The sequence below is a fragment of the Candidatus Methanoliparum sp. LAM-1 genome, assembly GCF_020885915.1.
In the GTDB taxonomy this organism is placed as follows: Archaea; Halobacteriota; Methanoliparia; order Methanoliparales; family Methanoliparaceae; genus Methanoliparum; species Methanoliparum thermophilum.
This window is the reverse complement of sequence record NZ_AP025251.1, coordinates 576,097-594,529: the sequence shown is the minus strand read 5'-3', so window position 1 is coordinate 594,529 and position 18,433 is coordinate 576,097. Positions and strand designations below refer to the sequence as shown.

Genomic DNA, 18,433 nt, shown 5'->3' with positions numbered 1-18,433 from the left:
AATGGGCTCGTGAGGTAGCGGACTATCCTTTCGGATTCCGGATCCGACAACCCGGGTTCAAATCCCGGCGAGCCCGTTTTTATCTATTCTATCAATATCAAAACTTCTTATCGTCTTAATTCATTTTTAAATCAAGGTTTACCTTTTTATCTTTAAACAATTTGTCTTACAGCAGTAAAAAAAGATAGTTTATATTTAGGTTGAGCATAAGACATAAAAATCAGGTTCATACTGATTTAAAATAATTATCCTCTTTCATGACCTTATTGTCTCTTATGAGTTTATCCAAAATGCTTTTCTATCATATTCTTCTCAACCGTACATCTCGACAGTTTATCCTTTATTAAATAATCTATCTTCTCGTGTTCAGCCACTTCTTTACCTTATCCCGACAACTACTTTGATGCGGTCATTACAGATCCGCCGTATTACGACAATGTACCTTATAGTTATCTTTCAGACTTCTTTTATGTCTGGCTGAAAAGAACGATAGGAGATTTATATCCAGAACTTTTTGCAACACCAATGACGCCGAAAGCAGAAGAAATAACAGAGATGGTAGGATGGGATCCTGTTAGATATTCAAATAAAGATAAGAAATTCTTCGAGGATATGATCACTAAAGCTTTTCAGGAAATCTACAAGTTGTGACATCCTCCAGTGGACATGATTAGGCATAACAAAGATCTCCAGGGTTTCTATTTTATGCCTTTTTGCTACCTCTCTTTAACACAACTTCTGTTCTCTTCCTTCCTGAACCTGCCACACAGAAACGAGCCTGCGAAGCGCCTGAATGAGAATAATTTCTTTCTTAGATGTAAATCTATCTTAGTTAGGAACGATTTACCTGAACTAAATGTCAGAGGCTGGTTTAAATATAGAACAGCTCATTAGAAACACCCTATCTACATTCGGAATTACTGTATTTTGAGAAAATTATTTATCAACAGATAGAGATGAAAGAATGATAATTATGTTTGAGATAAAAGAGGGGGACATATTGGAAGGATCCTGGCCAGAAAAACTAAAGGTTATATCTGTAAGGTATTTGGATGATCGCGTTGTGATAAATGCTGTTGGTTGCGATACAGAGAAATTTTATTCCCCCATCCTCACAAAAGAGGAGATCGAAGAGATAAAAGTTAGGAAAGAAGATTTCAGCCCCGGGGATGGCGAAGAGATCTTTCTCTTTCTTGAAGCAAAGAGGATAAGAAATAATTTCCAGTTTGATCCTCTTTGTGCTGTAAATGTATCTCAAATAGATCCTCTGCCACATCAGATAGATGCGGTTTATTATCACATACTCAAGAATCCGAGGATAAGATTTCTTCTCGCAGATGATCCCGGTGCAGGAAAAACGATAATGGCAGGGCTCCTGCTCAAAGAGCTCAAATACCGTGGACTTGTAGAAAGAACACTGATAGTTGCCCCTGGTCATCTCAAGGATCAATGGCGCAGAGAACTGAAAGAGAAGTTTTCAGAAAGATTTCTGGTGGTTGATCGTGGCACTATGAATGCTTCATGGGGGCAGAACATATTTACCGAAATGAACAATGTTATAATCTCTATGGACTTTGCAAAACAGGAAGATGTAAGAGAGGCATTAAACTCCAGCAGATGGGATCTCTGCATAGTAGATGAAGCACACAAGATGTCTGCTTACAGATATGGAAATAAAACCGATAAGACGAAGCGCTACTTCCTGGGTGAAGCTCTTTCGGGCATATCAAACCACCTTCTCTTTCTCACAGCAACACCACATAGAGGAGATCCTGAAAACTTCCGTCTGCTTCTTGATCTCTTGGAGCCGGGTCTATTTGCAAATGAAAAGATACTGGAAGAATCGGTACAGAACAAGGAAAATCCCCTCGTGCTGAGAAGGCTTAAAGAAGATCTGAACGATTTTGATGGCAGGCCGCTCTTTCCCCCTAGGGATGTACAAACTCTAGCGTACAACATGTCATCCGATGAAGTAGACCTTTACAACGAGGTGACAAGATATGTAGGCAATCAGTTCAATAAAGCTCTTGGTAAAGATAAGAGAAATGTCACCTTTGCGATGATGATCCTCCAACGCCGTTTAGCATCCAGCGTTTATGCTATAAGAAGATCATTAGAACGAAGACACAAACGCTTGACCGATATCTATGAACAGGGAATGACCCAGAAGGATATTGAGTATGATGAGGACTACCTTGAAGATCTTGAAGAGAGCGAGAGGTGGGATCTTGAGGGGGAGTTGCTCGAAAAATTGACATCTTCAGAGACCATAGAGGAGCTAAAAGAGGAAATTGATACCATAGAGATGCTGATAAACCATGCCAGAGCTGTAGAGAATAAAGGAGTAGAGACAAAGCTGAATGAGCTGAAAAGGGTTATGGAAGAAACCAGAGGAGCAAAAATCCTTATCTTCACAGAGTTTAAAGACACACTTGAATACCTTGTTAAAAAACTTGAAGAGTGGGGGTATTCTGTTGCTTCCATACATGGCGGAATGAATATGGATGAGAGAATAAAAGCAGAGCACGAATTTAATTACGGTAATGTGCAGGTTATGGTATCCACAGAGGCTGGCGGCGAAGGTATAAACCTCCAGAGAAACTGCTGGCTCATGGTTAACTACGATATACCATGGAATCCAAATCGTTTAGAACAGAGGATGGGAAGAATACATAGGTATGGGCAGAAACATGAAGTACACATCTACAACATGGTTGCCAACAACACAATAGAGGGCAGTATTCTTAACAGATTATTTGCAAAACTCTTAGCGATAAAGAGACAGCTTGGAAATGATAGGGTGTTCGATGTAATAAACGACATTCTTAAGGATGTGAGCTTGAAGGATCTGATAATGAAGGCTATAGCAAATCCGAGGACTATCAACGACATCTTAAAAGATATAGAGACTATACCTGATGAGGATGCAATTAAGAGGGTAAAAGAGGCGGTATTGGAGTCTTTAGCCACCAAGCACATAGATCTCTCAAGGATACTCTCGGATCAAAGAAGAGCTAAGGAAAACAGGCTTGCACCTGAGTATGTAGAAGAATTTTTCGTCAGGGCTGCAAGAAAACTAGGGATACAGATAGAAAAGAGAGGAGATGCCTGGCAGATATTATCCGTACCGTTTGAGATCCGTAACGTCACATACGAATTTAAACAGAGATTTGGGGAGGTTTATACAAAATATCAAAGAATCTCATTCGACAAGGATAAAGCCTCTAATGCGGAGTTTGTTTTTCTCGGTCATCCTCTACTAGAAGCGGTCATGGAAGAGATAGAGAAAAGATATTCAAACAGGTATGCATCGTTCATTGATCCTGATGGTAGGTTGGATGGGTACATATGGTTTATGGATGTACAGGTAAAGGATGGAAAGAACGAAATCGCTGGTAAAAGGTTGTTTGCAGTATACGAGGATAGTAAAAACAATTTCTCTTATGTAAACCCCTCTATCCTATGGGATCTCAAGCCTCAGCATCAGCAGGAGACACCTTCTGAGACGCTGAATAAGGAGGGGGCTATATCTTTTCTGCTGAAAGGCATAGATAAATACAAAAAAGAGATACTCCAAGAGAGAGAAAGAAATGCGGAGATAAAGAGAAAATATGGTTTGCGCTCATTAGAATCTATGATCTCTGAATCTGAGGGAAAACTGGTAGAATATTATGACAGAAGAAACAAGGGTGAGAACATACCGGAGGCTGTAATAGAGAATGAGCGCAGAAAGAAGGAGGATCTTCAAAGAAAGAGAGAGAATCTGAAAAGGGAGATAGAGATGGAGCTGCATATTTTTCCTTCAGAGCCAGTTGTTCTCGGGGTTATCAGAGTTGAGCCTGGTAAGGGAGAAATGGTAAGAAATGAAGAGATAGAGCGGATAGGCATGGAGAAAGTTATGGAGTATGAAAGAAAGAACGGAAGGATACCTGAAGATGTCTCTTCTGAAAATCTTGGTTATGATGTCCGATCATCGGATAAAAAAGAGTTCAGATACATAGAGGTAAAGGCGAGAGCAGGAGAGGGCAGCATAGTGCTGACGCCAAATGAATGGATGATGGCTCAGAGGTTTGGTAAGGAGTACTGGTTATATGTGATTGCAAATGCTGCTACAGAACCAGAGCTCTACATAATGCAGGATCCAGCATCGCGTCTGAAGCCTGATGAAGAGGTCAGCATCGTGAGGTATATAGTCAAGGACTGGAAAGATAAAGCAGAGGTGGCAGAATGAATAATAGTGCAAACAAAAGATTTATAGAGGTAGATTTTCCAATAAGATTAGTGAGTGATGAATCTGAGAGAGAGAAAAACATAAGGCATGGGCACATCTCTACATTACATATATGGTGGGCACGTCGTCCTTTAGCATCTTCGAGAGCTTCGGTATATGCAGCACTCACACCCGAACCGAAGGATGAAGAAGAGAGGATGAAGAGATCGCAGTCTATAAGCGAACTTTCAAAATGGGAGAACTCTTTAAACAAAAATCTCATTGAACGAGCAAGGGAAGACATCTTAAAAGCAAACAATGGCAAACCACCGAAGGTCTTAGATCCTTTTTCTGGTGGTGGTGCTATACCGTTAGAGGCTTTAAGGCTGGGCTGTGAGACATACGCAAGTGATTTAAACCCTGTTGCTGTGCTTATAGAAAAATGCACATTAGAATATCCACAAAAGTATGGACACAAAGAAGAAAATAGCTATTTTGGTGAGATGACGACAAATCCACTATTGCAAGATGTTAAAAGATGGGGATACTGGGTTTTGGAAGAAGCAAAGAAAGAGATTGGCAAATTTTATCCTCAAGATGAAGATGGCTCGATACCAGTCGGTTATATCTGGGCAAGAACTATCAGATGCCAGAACCCTGAATGTGGTGCTGAGATACCTTTGGTAAGACAGACATGGTTGGCTAAAAAGATAAGAAGAAGATAGCATATAAGATCATTCCGAAAGGTAATAAAATAGATTTTGAGATTAAAGAAGGAAAAGATATAGATTTTGATCCTAAAGAAGGAACTACTGCAAGGGCTAAAGTTGTCTGTCCATGCTGTGGAAGTGGTATAAGTGATAAAGATAATAGGAAACAGTTTCAGGAAGGAAAAGCAGGGCAGAGGATGATTGCTGTTGTTTTGCACCATCCAGATAAAAAAGGTAAAACCTACAGATTAGCAACAGACAAGGATTTAGAAATCTTTAAAGAAGCGGAAGCATATTTAGAGAAGAAAAGAGCGAAGTTGATGGATAATTGGGGTTTTGATCCTGTTCCAGATGAGGAAATCGATCCAAATTCTGTTAAACCGAGAACTATGTGGCTTTATGGAATGACAAAATGGGGAGATCTATTCAATTCCCGTCAGAAGTTGGCATTGATTACTTTTGTGGAGAAGGTTCGGCTTGCATATAAGAAGATGCTGGAAGAAGGATACGATAAGGAGTATGTGAAGGTTGTGGTGAGTTATTTAGGGCTGGGGATTAGTAAAGTTGCTGATAGAAATAATACAATATCCACATACCATCCATCTATTGAGATGTTCGTTAATACTTTTGGAAGAGGAGCATTACGAATGACATGGGAATTCCCAGAAATAGCTCCGATTTATGAGACCACAGGCTACAGAACAGCTATTGAATCACTACTTAAAGTTATAGAGTTTCTTACCCAAACCTCATCTGTTGAGTTGCAAGGGAATGGATTTTCATATGTCTTTCAATCCTCCGCAATTTCTTTATCCTACCCTGACAACTACTTTGATGCGGTGATCACAGACCCACCATATTACGACAATGTGAACTACGCTGAACTTTCAGACTTCTTCTATGTCTGGCTTAAAAGAACAATTGGCGATTTGTATCCTGATCTATTCACCACACCCTTAACGCCAAAAACAGAAGAAATAGTCTCAAACCCTGTTAGGCATGGAGGTAGCACAAAAGCGAAAAGATTCTTCGAAGATATGATCACTAAAGCATTTCAAGAGATCTACAGGGTTCTAAAACCTGAAGGTATTGCGTGCATTGTCTTTGCTCATAAGTCAACAGAGGCATGGGAAACTATTATAAACGCTCTTGTCGTATCAGGCTTATACCTCACAGCTTCCTGGCCTGTGCATACGGAAATGAAGGAGAGGTTGAGGGCACAAGAAACCGCTTCTTTAGCTTCATCCATATATATGATCTGTCGCGAACGTGTAAAAAAGGAGACAGCCTACTTCAACGAGATCAAGCCTGAGATCGAGCAGAGAGTGAAGGAAAAACTTGATCAGTTCTGGAATGAAAACATAAAAGGAGCGGACTTTTTCATATCTGCCATAGGGTCTGCAATAGAGGTTTTTGGTAAGTATGAAAATGTTGAAAAGCCTACAGGAGAGAAAGTATCCGCAAAAGACCTCCTTGAATTAGTGAGAAAGATAGTGGTAGATTACGCATTAGGAACGGTTTTAAAGATGCATATAGAGAGTGTAGATGCGGAAACAAGGTTTTACATCATATACCGCTTGAACTATGGTCAGGCGAAGGTTGATTATGACGATGCGAGGAAACTTGCTCAAGCGGTTGGAATCTCTATAGACGACTCTAAATTGATAAAAAAGAGTGGAAGTCTCGTCTCGGTTTTAAATGCAGATGATAGAGAACATGGCAAGGAGAGGAGTATGATAGATGTCCTGCACTCTTGTTTATACTACCAGAAAAGAAACGATAGAGGCTCTATAAAAAAACTGCTGGAAGAAAAGAGATATATAAACAACAACGATTTCTGGCAGTTTGCACAAGCTTTATCAGATGTCCTTCCCGATGGAGATAAGGAGAAACAGATGCTTCAAGTTTTTATGTTTGGGAAAGACAATATTATTAGCACAGGAAAAATAGATAAGTATCAAAAGAAATTAATTGAGGAGGAATAAAAATGCAGAGCTGGTGGGAAGTAGTAACGCCCAGTAAGGAGATAAGGGAAGGAAACATAAGGGAGGATATATTCGCTGCGGATCTCGGGGATGTTGTAGATGGAAAAGCTCCTTTAGAGTACACGGATGCTGTAACATTCTTTAGTAGAACCTATCTTACTCAGGGTTTGAAGAACCTTTTAGAGGATGTTCTATCCATACTGGCAGGAAACGGTGGCAATCCTGTCATACAGTTGAAAACCCCATTTGGAGGGGGTAAGACGCATGCTCTTCTCGCTTTGTATCATTGGATAAAGAACGGGGATAAAATAGACTACCTCTACCCAAATCTTCCAAAGACCAGCGCCAAGGTTGTTGTATTCGTCGGAACAAAACAGGATCCACTAAAAGGAAGAACACCTTGGGGTGAGATGGCATATCAGCTCGGCAGGTATGATTTTGTAAAGGAGCATGATGATAAGAGAATAAGTCCGGGCAAAGATGTTTTAAGCAAGGTTCTGGGTGATGAACCTCTTCTAATTCTCATTGATGAACTTGTTGAGTATGCTGTAAAAGCTAAAGATTTTGCGGATCAGGTATCTGCATTCTCCCAGGAGCTGACAGAAGTTGTAAGGGCTAGAGGCAGGTGCTGCCTGGTCTGCACCCTGCCATCCAGTGCTCCCTATGGGGAAAGAGGAGAGAGAGCTCTAAACGAGCTTCAGAAGATATTTGGTAGAGTTGAGACTATCTATGAGCCTGTTAAAGGTATGGAACTCTATGAGATAATAAGAAAACGTTTATTTGATTATGTGGGGGATGAAAGCACCATAAAAAATGTTGCCCAGAGCCATTTTGAGATGTATCAAAAAATGGGAGCTGATGTGCCCCCGAAAGTAAAGGAAGTAGCTTACAGAGATAAGATAGAACATGCATATCCTTTCCATCCCGAGCTGATAGATCTCCTCTATGAAAGATGGGGCTCATACTCTACGTTTCAGAGAACTAGAGGGGTTATGGCACTACTTGCATGGGTAGTCCATGATCTATATAAACAAAGGTTGCCCTCGCCACTGATCTATCCCTCTCTTGTCAATCTCGAAAATACAAAGATACGCTCGAATTTTATCAAGCACATAGGAAGCGAATACAACAGCGTCATAGATTCTGATATCGCTGGAAGAAGCGCAAAATCCCAGAGAATTGATAAAGAGATGGGAAGTGAATATGAAAAATACGGAATAGCTAAAAACATTGCAACAACGATCTTTCTCTATTCTTTCACTTCCTCCGGAAAGAGCGGAATAACACTACCAGAGATCAGGGTTGCCATTCTCCGGGAAGGAATACCCCCCACTATTGTGGGAGATGCTGTGAACAAGCTCAAAGATGAGCTGTGGTACCTCCATACAGATGGCGTATACAGATTTACAACTCAACCCAATCTCAACCGTGTCATCGTGGAAAGAGAGCAGACCATAACTTCAGAAAAAACTGTTGAAGAGACGAGAAAAGCAATTCAGAACGGGGCTGGAAGTGATCTGCAATGTTATCTCTGGCCAAAGAGCCATGCAGATATACCAGATGATCAGAATCTAAAACTGGCTATTTTACCCCCGGAATTTGATAAAGAGAATTTAGAGTTTTTTGATAAAGCAGGTTCTGGTTTCAGGGCAAACAGAAACACACTATTCCTTATCGGGATGGATAGCCATGAGTCTCTCTCTATGGCTATAAAAAACTGGCTTGCCCTTAAGAGCATAGAAAAAGATCCTGACCTTTCCCAGTCTCTTGCACCACAGGATAAAAAAGATCTAAAAGAAAGAATCGAAGCTGCAAAAAGCAATATCAATTTTGAAGTTATCTCTGCATATAGACATTTAGCTCTACCAGAGAAGGTATGGAAGGATCTCGGAACCCCCACAATAGGACTCTCTTCCAGTATTTCTGAAAGAGTAAAAAACTATCTTTTACAGGAAGGAAGAATACTAAGGGAGATATCTCCACAATATATTTTTAACAAAGCTTTTGGCGAGGGGGAAGGTGAAAAGCGGGTTGAGAATATCTATAACCTATTCCTCAGAACACCGGGGCTTTCAATACCTGAAAACAAAGAGATATTTCTTGATGCTATAAAAACAGGAGTTAAAGGAAAGAAATTTGGCTTAGAAGACGGATCAATTTACTTTGGGGAAGATTGCTCTCCAACCATGGAATCCATAGTATTGCGCCCGGAGATCGCTGAGCAGAAAAAAGAGAAGAAAAGGGAAGATCAAGATATAGAAAGACCACTAGTTCTTGATAGAGAAATACCACAACCACCAGCGCCACCGGAAAGAGGGGAAGTCACAGGCAAACAGGTAAAAAGGAAAAAGTTAGCCATAAGGGCAAAAGTGCCGTTGCCGTGGAATTTCTGGTCAAATATATTCCGCGGAGTGATTCAGCCGCTTCAAGGTGATCAATTGCGCATCACAATAGAGGTTGAAGCGGAAGGAGAGATTGATGAGAATACCATCAATCTGAAGATCAAAGAAACGCTTAATCAGATCGGCGCAGAGGTGGAGCGCTTTAATGTTGTTGATGTTGATGAAGGCTAAACCTTAGAAAATTTTATTAAACATCTGTGATGCCAGAGCATGATAGTTTTGTTAGAGAGGCATTTGAGTGGGAAAGCAAAGATGAGCAAAGCAGATCTAGTCCTGTAAACCAGATGCCTGCTGTTTGGTTCTGGATTAGTGTAACGGTGTTTATGGTTACAACATCCTCCATTATCTTCTCGTTCATCGCTTTGACGAAAGACGATAAGAGACTAATGCAAGAGCGCTGAAAGAAGTGCGTTAAGCTCTATTCTTCCTTTTGGATCCATAAAGATGTAGAGATAATCCTTTTTAGCATACAGATGGAATAGCACTTTATTATCGAGCATCCTGATTATCTTTACCGCTTCATCTGCATCCCCAGCAAATGAAAAACCGCCCCTCTCTTCCAGCTTCAATCCTTTCAATTCTTTCTTCTCATTTCGGCTCAGCATTCTCCATTTCCCGAAAATGTGAAGCTCATTGATCTCCATTCTGCCCTTAACCACGATGTAAAGCCTGTCTGCTTTATTAACAAGGAGGCTTATGGGAAAGTATAGTAAAGCATGCCTTGGAAGAAGGGTCAGTGTCGCTTCAACATCTGCATTACTTAGCTTATACTTAGCTTTAAAACCGACGTAACCTCCAAGCCAGGTGTATTCTTTATCTAAAGGTTTTAAGCTCTCTTCAAGATCATTTGATACCCTGCTCATGATCCCGAGGTTGAGCTTTCTTCCTTTGAAAAACTGGTACATTGCTATAGCGCTTAGAAGGATTATTAGAAAAATAAGTTCTACATCCACTTTTCAACCTCTAACATTCGCAGTTTTTCTCCCTTTGGCTCAAAAGGGAGCTTTGGTATGCCACCTTCACACATGTTATATACCCTTTTGTACTTAAAACCAAGTCTTTTCAATGAGTTTTCTATTCTACTGGCTTCCATCTCGGCAAGAGACTCCTTTGTTGTAACAACATAAACAATGCTGCTTTGAAGTTTCCTCTTCAGCTCAGAAGTTCTATCCCGCATAAGCTTTAATCTCTCAAGGACTTTATCTTCTTCCTGAAAACCTGATATCTTACTTAAAGCTCTTCTTCTTTCAACAATCTTCTCTCTGAGCGCTATGAGAGCTTCAAGCCACCCTTCCTCTGCAGAAGGCAGTTCTAAAACTCTTAGCGCTAAACCCGCAGGGGGCATATCTAGAATAACCTCCCCATCAATTACTCTTTCAATCTCAACAAGCATCACATGCTCTTCTATCCCCGGGGTAAACTCTATGGTATCTACCAAAGAATCCATGCTCAATGCGTTGAGATAATTGTAAGCTTTTTTAAGGTATTCCTCTACAGCACTATCAACGTTCAATTCTTCTATGTCTATGCCCGTATTCTCTCCCAGAATATCTTTCAGATTGGACATGGGATCTACTGAAAAAAGTTTTACTTTTTCTCTGGAAAGAGCGAGAGCACAAGCCAGAGTGCTCTTTCCGACTCCGCCTTTTCCTATGAAGATGTGTATCATGTTGGCTCCATCAAACCCCGATCCTGCAGAGCATATCATCGAGCTCAAATGTTCTTTTATTCATAACCTCTATCTCCTTTCCTAGATAAGGGAGGAGCTCCAGAGAGAGAGACACCGGGGTTAAAGGAATGCCAACAAAGTTACCAAAGAGCATTAGGGCAAAGAGGTTTTCCAGCTCCTCCAGTTCAAAACTAACCACGTTTGTAGCATTTTCTTGCAGGAGTTTAGGTAGAAATTTAAAAAAATTCATCCTGTTGCTTCTCCCGGCAGCTTCATCCTGTTTTGGAAATCGTAAAGCAGAACAAAATTGAGAGCCAGACCTATAGAGAGTATTATCACTACACCCCAGGTAATAGGCCTAACATAAAGAAGATACCATACAATTGCTGCAGTGACTAAAAACCATAGAAATATCGCTGGTCCGACTATAAGGTACACATATTTTCTCTCAGCCTTAAGGTATTTCGCCACCCAAACTGCAGAGGTCATTAGAGCTATGCTCGCAAGGAGCTGGTTCATCCCTGCAAAAGCTGGCCACAGCTGGGAATAGCTTCCTGTGTAAGAAAGAGCCACTCCAAAGAACGCAGGTATTATACCTGCTACCCACCTGTTTTTGAGCAGATCAAACCCCTTAACAGGCTCAAGCAAATCCTGCCATACGAACCTTGCGAGCCTTGTTGCCGTGTCTAAGGATGTTATCGCAAAGGCGCTCACCCAGAGAGTGGCAAATATCATCCCGAACTCGTATGGTATCCTTGCAAAGTTTTCAAGAACGAGAGCATAGGACATTGAAAAGAATGTCGGTGCTCCGCCGAGCAGATTTATTACGCCAAGATAGTTCTCTCCGAGATAAACAGGATTGCTGATAAGCGATGAAATAGTATAGCCTGCGGACTCAACAATCCCGGCATTGGCTGCTATCACCGCTGTGCCAAATATCGCTATGCTCGAGATGACAACCGTTGCCAGAAAACCCTCAGTGAGCATGCCCCCATAACCTATCATCAATCCATTTATTTCGCTGTCAAGCTGCTTGCTTGTGGTTCCGCTACCAACGATTGAATGAAAGCCTGAAAGAGCCCCACACGCTATAACTAGGGGCACTGCAGGTAAAAAGGGTGAGGCTATTCCTCCACCACTTCCGACAACATTTGCGCTGAAAATGGTGAACGATGGAAAATCAAAAGGCTTTAGTGCGAAAATGAGAGAGACAAAGCCTAAAGCTAAACCTGCATAAAGCAGAAAAGAGTTCAGATAGTCTCTTGGCTGAAGAAGACACCAGACAGGGAGTGCTGAAGCAAGTATTATGTAAAAAAAGAGAATGATGTTCCATTGCTTATAACTCAGCTCGATGGGCAAATAGTGTCCTATGAATATTGTTGTTACGAGCAGGATAACCCCTAGCGCTGTAGATACCTTAAAACCGATTCTTGTTCTGTACATTATAAAGCCTATGAATACGGCAACAAGTATGAGCGCAAGTGTTGATGTTGCAGCCTGCGGTGTCGCAACAAACATCCCTGCAACAACGCTAGTAAAAGCAGCTATTACAAGAACCATTGTGAACCATACAAACACACCAAAGGAATAGGATGTTCTTTTGCTCATAACTCTTCCAGAGATCCACTGGATCGATTTTCCATCATACCGCACACTTGCCATCAAAGCAAGATAGTCATGGGTTGCTCCTATGAACACATTTCCCAGCCAGACCCATAAAAGCCCTGGTAACCAGCCCCAACCCATCGCCATAGCCGGTCCTAATATAGGCCCTGTTCCAGCTATGCTTGCAAAGTGATGACCGAAAAGGACATAGCGATTTGCAGGGTAGTAATCAACGTTATCACACATCCTTAGTGCTGGAGTTGGAGAGCTTTTATCAGCCTTTATCACATTTTTCTCCAATCTTTTCCCATAGAAAAAGTAGGCTGCAAGGTATATGGCTGATGCGATCAGAAGTATGACAAAACCGTACATAAAATTAAAGTGCCGTTTTGTATATAAATAATTAATCTAAACCATTTTAAAGATCTTTGGATAATTTCCCTGAAAAAATAGAAAAGAGTCTTTTGTTCATGTCTTTGCTCAACTATGGAAGAGAAAAAGTCTATCGAAAATTATATCCTCTATTCCCTGCTCTCATTTACCACTGAAAGCTTACAGGCACCAATCCTCTTTTTCGCTGCATCATTAATTTGCAAGGATTCATAGAGCGCAGTAAGAGTTACACAATCCTCAACGATAGAATAGGGAAGATCTTAATACTTAAAACGCAATTTCTTATTTTTCATAATTCTTATGCAAAATTCTCAAATAGTTTTTAAAATAACAAAAAGTTTTTAAAATAACAAAAATCTACCATTGATCTATGGATAGTGAAAGAGAGAGGTGGACTTCAAGGAGTGCTTTCATCTTTGCTGCAATAGGTTCAGCCATAGGTCTGGGCAATCTCTGGCGTTTTTCAGCAATGTGCTATAATTATGGACAAGGGACATTTTTGATACTTTATATGATCGGACTAATCGTTTTAGGCATACCTTGGTTCCTCACAGAGCTCGGTATGGGACACGTAATGCAGAGAGGCGCGCCAGGATCTTTTTCTAAGATCGGAAAAAAATGGGAATGGGCTGGATGGTGGCCTGTTTTTCTTTCATTTTTCCTAAGCACGTACTATGTGATGATAATGTCGTGGGCTGTATGCTACATGGGCTTCTCCATCTTTCTGAGCTGGGAGACAGCTGGTACTGCTCTTGCAGAGGCTTGCCCTCAGTTCTTCAATAATTTTCTTGGTATAACCGGAGGACCTTTTGAGTTTGGTAGCTTTAATCTGCTTGCAATATTTGGTAGCATTTTAACATGGGTAGCAATATTCTTTATCCTGCACAAAGGTGTAAGAAGGGTGAGTAAGGTTGTTTACTTCACTGTAATCGTACCATGGTTGTTACTTGCAATTGTTACTATAAGAGGTCTTACCCTGCCGGGGGCTGTTGATGGTCTGAACCTCTATCTAACACCAGACCTCTCAGCTTTAGGAGATGCATCCATCTGGGTGGCAGCATTCGGGCAGATTGCATTCACTCTCAGTATAGGTATGGGTGTAATGTATGCTTATGGGAGTTATCTTCCAAAGAGGTCTGATGTAACTAATAACGCTTTAATAATCGCTTTTGCCGATTCAGGAACAGCATTCCTTGCCGGATTTGCTGTTTTCAGTGTCATAGGATATATGCTCTTCTCCCTTGGGATAATCCCTCCTGCGGTTGGAGGGCTAGGTTTAGCTTTCCAGACCTATCCTGCAGCAGTATCTCTGATGCCATTTGGGCAGAGGTTAACAGGTTTTATATTCTTCCTATGTCTATGGTTCCTTGGTATAGATTCAGCATTTTCTATGACAGAGGCTATAACAACAGCGATAACAGATAAATGGGATATTACAAAATCAAAGGCTACAGGCATAGTATGCCTGGCTGGGTTCTTAATTGGCCTTATATACACTACCGGAGCTGGGATATACTGGCTGGACATGATAGACCGAGCAGTCTCTTTTATAGGTATACTATTGACTGGTGTGGTGGCTATGTTAATAGTGGGATGGGTCTATGGAGCTGATAGGGTCAGAGAGCATCTCAACTCCATATCTACTATAAAGCTTGGGAGATGGTTTGACTGGTTAGTAAAGGTTGTGGCACCAGCTCTTTGTATAGTTGCCATGCTTCCACAGCTGATCGCAGAGATAACAGGTGAAAATGTTGTATGGGGGATAGGAGTGACAGATAGCGTGCTAGCCTATGATATCACGGCAGAGCTTATCGGTTTCTGGGGGTTCTTAGTGATGCCAATAGTTCTAGCTGTGATATTCTCTCTCATAAAGAGCAAAAAGGAGGTGTGATATGCTAGATCCTGCAGCTATAGTGATGTTAGTCATAGGTTGTGTTGTGTTTTATGGCGGAACTGCCCTCTTTGTCTGGATAGCTTTACGCAAAGGTAGTGAGTACACCGATTGAAAGAAATATAAAGAGTGCTATTACCAATGTAGATCAAAAGCTCAGAAAGCAGCACTACAAAGCTGTGTCATTTTATACCCAGAACAGAGGGACCAAAGTAAGGCATATTTAGCCAATGAACTCTGCAAAGCAGTATATACCTGGCGAGAACAGGGTTATCCTAAGGTTATTCCACAACACCGCTGAGAAAGAACCTCATAAATTTCATCGTCTTTAACAATAGAGAGATGTTGTTCAGTATCACCTCTACCATCCCACTCGTTAGCTCTATCCGGCCTCAAATGATCCTTGTATTGCATACAAACACCGATCACATCAAGTTTTTTACCAGGAGCTATTCACGGGGGGCACAGAGCCCAGAATCGCCACAACCTTGCTACTACTGGCAGCAGCCTTTATGAGCTCGTTTCTCACATCGATTATCCCCTCTTTTCTGGGAGAACTTTATTGTCACTGACTGTATATCCTCTGGCATTATTGTCTCCATCGTACCACATAGCATCTCCAATGTATCCTCCATTTGGTAAAACCGGTTCCTGAGCGAAAAGAATAACATACCTGGTAATTAGATCACTCTCAGCGCTATCAAGCTCATCTCTTATCCACTCTAGCTGATCATCCATGATATAGCCCTCTGGCAATCCTCCATATTTTTCAGGATTTGATGAGAACCAGTAGTTGTTGAATGCTATAATCTTAACAGGGCCATATTGGAATGAATAGACATTCTCCTTGTATGTTGGTCTTCTCCCATCGCTGGTTTGTGGTCCATTGGTAGGGTTGAAGAATTCGTTGGCAAAGACAGCTTCTGCACTATCTGTACTATATGGCCATCTGTCAAGCTCGGCTCCATACTTAGAACCATCATCATAGATCCTTAGCAGGGTAGACAGGCACTGAGTGCCAGACGCTCCCCACTGCCTGCTTTCATGCATAGAGCTCAGTTTCAAAATCTTCTGTCTCCGGTATATGCAAAGACTACCTCTCCATCTCCTTTTTTCGGAGCTGTTCTGAAGGAACACACCGGAGATGGAACGCCATTAAAAGAGACATAGTAATAGTATTTCGTATCTGGCATCAATCCCTCTATTTTTATCTCATGATTCTTTCTAGCAGCACTCTCTTCATACTCTTTATTTCCTACTACAGCTTTTCCTATCCCCTCTTCAATTGTTTTGAAAGATATCAACACGCTGGTTGGCTCATCACTTCTGACCATATTAACAAATGGCCCCTCAACAATTGATGGCAACTTTAGAAAATTACCTGCAGAGTCTTTAATAAAACTGACAAATATATCGTAAGTTCCAAGTTGTCTATCCTTATTCGCCATCTCCCCATAGAGCTCAAACCTTATCGCTATCGTTCCCCAGTAGCTCCAATCCTCACTATTGTGTCCTTCTTGCAATAGATAACCTACAGGTATCGTTGCCCTACCTTCGTTTATGGATGTGCTCGTTCTGAACCTTTTATAGTCATAAGCGCTCTCCTGTGATTTGAATGGATAGGAACCTATATATCGTTCCATAGATCTCAGCAGGATCAACCGTGCTGCCATCCAAAAGTGTCAAGGGCGCAGAGCCTAGATCAAAGACAAGACCTTTTCCGTCTCCATCTTTTACAGCATTATAGAGCATCTCGGTGGAGAAAAATTCCTTACCCCCGAGATCTTCTCAGGATAACCATATTGTAAAGGATCTCTCATAGGTAACGACTCCATTATAGCCATAGAGAGTTTTGTCTCTATGGCTATAATGGCTATCACAGCAAACACCACACTTTTTTATCATATTGATGTATGCCGTTTTGTATATAAATAATTAATTTAAATCATTTTGGAGATCTTTGGATAATATCCTGAACGAGCAGACAAGAAAAGATAAAGAATGTTTGGACATATAGAGGAACGATAAATATAGCGACTGCTCAAAGTTTACTCAATCAATTTAGCAATATTTGTATTATGGGGATATCCTAATACTGATAAACCACATACCAATAGCAAGGGTTAGGTTTAAGGACTATATTTCATCTACCCTAAGACATTCACCGAGTCATCAAGTGTGGGGTGTGATAAAATGGAATATAGAGAAGAGCATGGATCGTTGGATATAAAGTATTTCAAAATATGGTGGGATGAAACGGGGAAAAAGTGTAAAAAGATAAATATGATTCCCTCCCGAGAGCAATAAAAAATAATATTTGATGAGATCCAAAGATGAGTACCAAGGAGCAAAGGAAAATATCTTTCACTTCTAACCGTGAGTATTCATGGGATCCTCAAACGAATACATCTAAACAAGTGCCAGTATTAGGACGGAGTTTTATGGCTACAACCATCTATGTGAAGATACAGGATGATAAGGAATTTGCCAATTTCCTCTCCCTTTGTCTGTCCTAATATTGTGTGACCGATCCTTTTACTTGAAAATAGTCAAATCACTTAAAGATACTATCTTTCCTCTTTTTCCACTCATCTATACATATATTTGAATAAAAGAAAAACTATAAGTATTATCATTTCAGATAGCAATTATGTTGTTTATATTTCTGCTATCAGTTACACAGAACCTTTGTATCACCAATAGAGGATCTTTCGGATAACATTCTTATAGTTTGCGGAATGCCTGAAAATGACAGGTATGTAAAGTGGGTTATCTATGAGAATATCTCTTGCCCAAATAGATATTGTACAAGATAATAAAAAAGAAAATATCGATAAAGCACTAGAATTCATAAAAACGGCTGATAAGAGAGGATCAGATGTCTGCGTTCTACCAGAGCTTTTTATAGGTAGAAATATAAATAATGCGGAGAGTATAGAAGATTATACTATTAAAACATTAATTAAAAATTCGAATATAGGCATAATCTTTTCTTTTATGGAAAAATTTGGCGGATGTATATACAATACAGCTGTTATATTAGAAAAAAATATTATCTTAGGTAAATACAGGAAGATTCATTTATTTAGACCTATGGACGAAGATAAACAATTTTCTTCGGGATGTAAACCGTTACTCTTCAATCTCAATAATATAAAATCGTCAGTCGTCATATGCTACGATATAAGGTTTCCAGAACTTATCACCAATCTCTGCATTAATGGAGCAAAGATTATCTATGTCGTTGCTAATTTTCCACATCCTAAATTAAATCATTGGAGGATATTGTTAAAAGCAAGGGCGATAGAGAACCAGATATTTATCGTTGCATGTAATAGTGTCGGTGTAAATGATAAAGATGTTTTTTTTGGACATTCTATAGTTATAGATCCCACAGGAGAGGTAGTTATGGAAGGTGGAAAGGATGAAGAACTGTTAACAACAGATATAGATATCAATAAAGTAGATTTTGAGCGAAAAAAATGTTTTTACCTTGAAGATAGAAAAGAAGAATGTTATAAGATCAAAAATAAAGGATCGAACGGACAAAAACTAACGATATCTTAGC

The 18,433-nt window shown here is 40.4% G+C and carries 16 protein-coding genes, 1 tRNA gene and 1 pseudogene; 10 read left to right on the top strand and 8 right to left on the bottom strand.

Annotated elements, in window-relative coordinates:
- Positions 1-3 precede the first annotated feature (3 nt).
- The 7 genes and pseudogenes from LPC15_RS03290 to LPC15_RS03265 all read left to right on the top strand — a co-directional run bounded on the left by LPC15_RS03290 (position 4) and on the right by LPC15_RS03265 (position 9,708).
- Positions 4-76, top strand: a tRNA-Arg gene (locus tag LPC15_RS03290).
- Positions 77-354: 278 nt separating this feature from the next.
- Positions 355-648: pseudogene (locus LPC15_RS07030) on the top strand (DNA methylase); the annotation flags it as partial.
- Positions 649-964: 316 nt separating this feature from the next.
- A complete protein-coding gene (locus LPC15_RS03285; RefSeq protein WP_229235292.1) occupies positions 965-4,231 on the top strand; it encodes a helicase-related protein in 3,267 nt (1,088 codons plus the stop codon).
- Positions 4,228-4,935, top strand: a complete 708-nt coding sequence (locus LPC15_RS03280) for a DUF1156 domain-containing protein (RefSeq protein ID WP_229235291.1) — start codon at positions 4,228-4,230, stop codon at positions 4,933-4,935. Before LPC15_RS03285 ends, LPC15_RS03280 begins: the two co-directional genes overlap by 4 nt.
- 182 nt (positions 4,936-5,117) lie before the next feature.
- A complete protein-coding gene (locus tag LPC15_RS03275) occupies positions 5,118-6,905 on the top strand; it encodes a DUF1156 domain-containing protein (RefSeq protein ID WP_229235290.1) in 1,788 nt (595 codons plus the stop codon).
- Positions 6,906-6,907: 2 nt separating this feature from the next.
- On the top strand, positions 6,908-9,478 hold the full coding sequence (locus tag LPC15_RS03270) for an ATP-binding protein (protein ID WP_229235289.1): 2,571 nt from the start codon (positions 6,908-6,910) through the stop codon (positions 9,476-9,478).
- A gap of 29 nt (positions 9,479-9,507) precedes the next feature.
- The gene (locus tag LPC15_RS03265) at positions 9,508-9,708 is read left to right on the top strand and encodes a hypothetical protein (RefSeq protein WP_229235288.1); all 201 of its coding nucleotides are present in this window, start codon (positions 9,508-9,510) and stop codon (positions 9,706-9,708) included.
- On the opposite strand, the gene LPC15_RS03260 is transcribed toward LPC15_RS03265, so the two are convergent.
- The 4 genes from LPC15_RS03260 to LPC15_RS03245 are packed head-to-tail and all read right to left on the bottom strand — an operon-like array spanning position 9,691 to position 12,953.
- Entirely contained in the window at positions 9,691-10,260 is a 570-nt protein-coding gene (locus LPC15_RS03260) for a hypothetical protein (RefSeq protein WP_229235287.1), read from the bottom strand. The genes LPC15_RS03265 and LPC15_RS03260 overlap by 18 nt on opposite strands.
- Complete coding sequence (locus LPC15_RS03255; protein ID WP_229235286.1) at positions 10,251-11,015, bottom strand: ArsA family ATPase; 765 nt, start codon at positions 11,013-11,015, stop codon at positions 10,251-10,253. Before LPC15_RS03255 ends, LPC15_RS03260 begins: the two co-directional genes overlap by 10 nt.
- Positions 10,987-11,226: a hypothetical protein gene (locus tag LPC15_RS03250; protein ID WP_229235285.1), complete on the bottom strand. Its 240-nt coding sequence runs from the start codon at positions 11,224-11,226 to the stop codon at positions 10,987-10,989. Before LPC15_RS03250 ends, LPC15_RS03255 begins: the two co-directional genes overlap by 29 nt.
- Positions 11,223-12,953, bottom strand: coding sequence for a carbon starvation protein A (locus LPC15_RS03245; RefSeq protein ID WP_229235284.1), 1,731 nt, complete (start codon positions 12,951-12,953; stop codon positions 11,223-11,225). The genes LPC15_RS03250 and LPC15_RS03245 overlap by 4 nt, the downstream gene beginning before the upstream one ends.
- A gap of 391 nt (positions 12,954-13,344) precedes the next feature.
- Between LPC15_RS03245 and LPC15_RS03240 the strand changes: the two genes are divergently transcribed.
- Entirely contained in the window at positions 13,345-14,865 is a 1,521-nt protein-coding gene (locus LPC15_RS03240; RefSeq protein WP_229235283.1) for a sodium-dependent transporter, read from the top strand.
- Position 14,866: 1 nt separating this feature from the next.
- Positions 14,867-14,980, top strand: coding sequence for a MetS family NSS transporter small subunit (locus LPC15_RS07025; RefSeq protein ID WP_420709490.1), 114 nt, complete (start codon positions 14,867-14,869; stop codon positions 14,978-14,980).
- A 155-nt stretch (positions 14,981-15,135) separates the two neighbouring features.
- On the opposite strand, the gene LPC15_RS03235 is transcribed toward LPC15_RS07025, so the two are convergent.
- The 4 genes from LPC15_RS03235 to LPC15_RS03220 all read right to left on the bottom strand — a co-directional run bounded on the left by LPC15_RS03235 (position 15,136) and on the right by LPC15_RS03220 (position 16,745).
- Positions 15,136-15,279 carry a hypothetical protein gene (locus LPC15_RS03235; protein WP_229235282.1) on the bottom strand — a complete coding sequence of 48 codons (144 nt, stop codon included), beginning with the start codon at positions 15,277-15,279 and terminating at the stop codon, positions 15,136-15,138.
- A gap of 120 nt (positions 15,280-15,399) precedes the next feature.
- Entirely contained in the window at positions 15,400-15,915 is a 516-nt protein-coding gene (locus tag LPC15_RS03230; protein WP_229235281.1) for a hypothetical protein, read from the bottom strand.
- A gap of 11 nt (positions 15,916-15,926) precedes the next feature.
- Positions 15,927-16,508: a fibronectin type III domain-containing protein gene (locus LPC15_RS03225; protein ID WP_229235280.1), complete on the bottom strand. Its 582-nt coding sequence runs from the start codon at positions 16,506-16,508 to the stop codon at positions 15,927-15,929.
- A 90-nt stretch (positions 16,509-16,598) separates the two neighbouring features.
- Positions 16,599-16,745: a hypothetical protein gene (locus LPC15_RS03220; protein WP_229235279.1), complete on the bottom strand. Its 147-nt coding sequence runs from the start codon at positions 16,743-16,745 to the stop codon at positions 16,599-16,601.
- An 895-nt stretch (positions 16,746-17,640) separates the two neighbouring features.
- On the opposite strand from LPC15_RS03220, the gene LPC15_RS03215 reads away from it, so the two are divergent.
- Entirely contained in the window at positions 17,641-18,432 is a 792-nt protein-coding gene (locus LPC15_RS03215; protein WP_229235278.1) for a nitrilase-related carbon-nitrogen hydrolase, read from the top strand.
- Position 18,433 lies beyond the last annotated feature (1 nt).

Bases quoted from the DNA above. Each gene is read 5' to 3' on its own strand.
- LPC15_RS03250 (WP_229235285.1), bottom strand. From the start codon at position 11,226: ATGAATTTTTTTAAATTTCTACCTAAACTCCTGCAAGAAAATGCTACA.
- LPC15_RS03275 (WP_229235290.1), top strand. From the start codon at position 5,118: ATGATTGCTGTTGTTTTGCACCATCCAGATAAAAAAGGTAAAACCTAC.
- LPC15_RS03285 (WP_229235292.1), top strand. From the start codon at position 965: ATGATAATTATGTTTGAGATAAAAGAGGGGGACATATTGGAAGGATCC.
- LPC15_RS07025 (WP_420709490.1), top strand. From the start codon at position 14,867: ATGCTAGATCCTGCAGCTATAGTGATGTTAGTCATAGGTTGTGTTGTG.
- LPC15_RS03270 (WP_229235289.1), top strand. From the start codon at position 6,908: ATGCAGAGCTGGTGGGAAGTAGTAACGCCCAGTAAGGAGATAAGGGAA.
- LPC15_RS03235 (WP_229235282.1), bottom strand. From the start codon at position 15,279: ATGCAATACAAGGATCATTTGAGGCCGGATAGAGCTAACGAGTGGGAT.
- LPC15_RS03225 (WP_229235280.1), bottom strand. From the start codon at position 16,508: ATGGAACGATATATAGGTTCCTATCCATTCAAATCACAGGAGAGCGCT.
- LPC15_RS03240 (WP_229235283.1), top strand. From the start codon at position 13,345: ATGGATAGTGAAAGAGAGAGGTGGACTTCAAGGAGTGCTTTCATCTTT.
- LPC15_RS03245 (WP_229235284.1), bottom strand. From the start codon at position 12,953: ATGTACGGTTTTGTCATACTTCTGATCGCATCAGCCATATACCTTGCA.
- LPC15_RS03255 (WP_229235286.1), bottom strand. From the start codon at position 11,015: ATGATATGCTCTGCAGGATCGGGGTTTGATGGAGCCAACATGATACAC.
- LPC15_RS03230 (WP_229235281.1), bottom strand. From the start codon at position 15,915: ATGCATGAAAGCAGGCAGTGGGGAGCGTCTGGCACTCAGTGCCTGTCT.
- LPC15_RS03280 (WP_229235291.1), top strand. From the start codon at position 4,228: ATGAATAATAGTGCAAACAAAAGATTTATAGAGGTAGATTTTCCAATA.
- LPC15_RS03215 (WP_229235278.1), top strand. From the start codon at position 17,641: ATGAGAATATCTCTTGCCCAAATAGATATTGTACAAGATAATAAAAAA.
- LPC15_RS03265 (WP_229235288.1), top strand. From the start codon at position 9,508: ATGCCAGAGCATGATAGTTTTGTTAGAGAGGCATTTGAGTGGGAAAGC.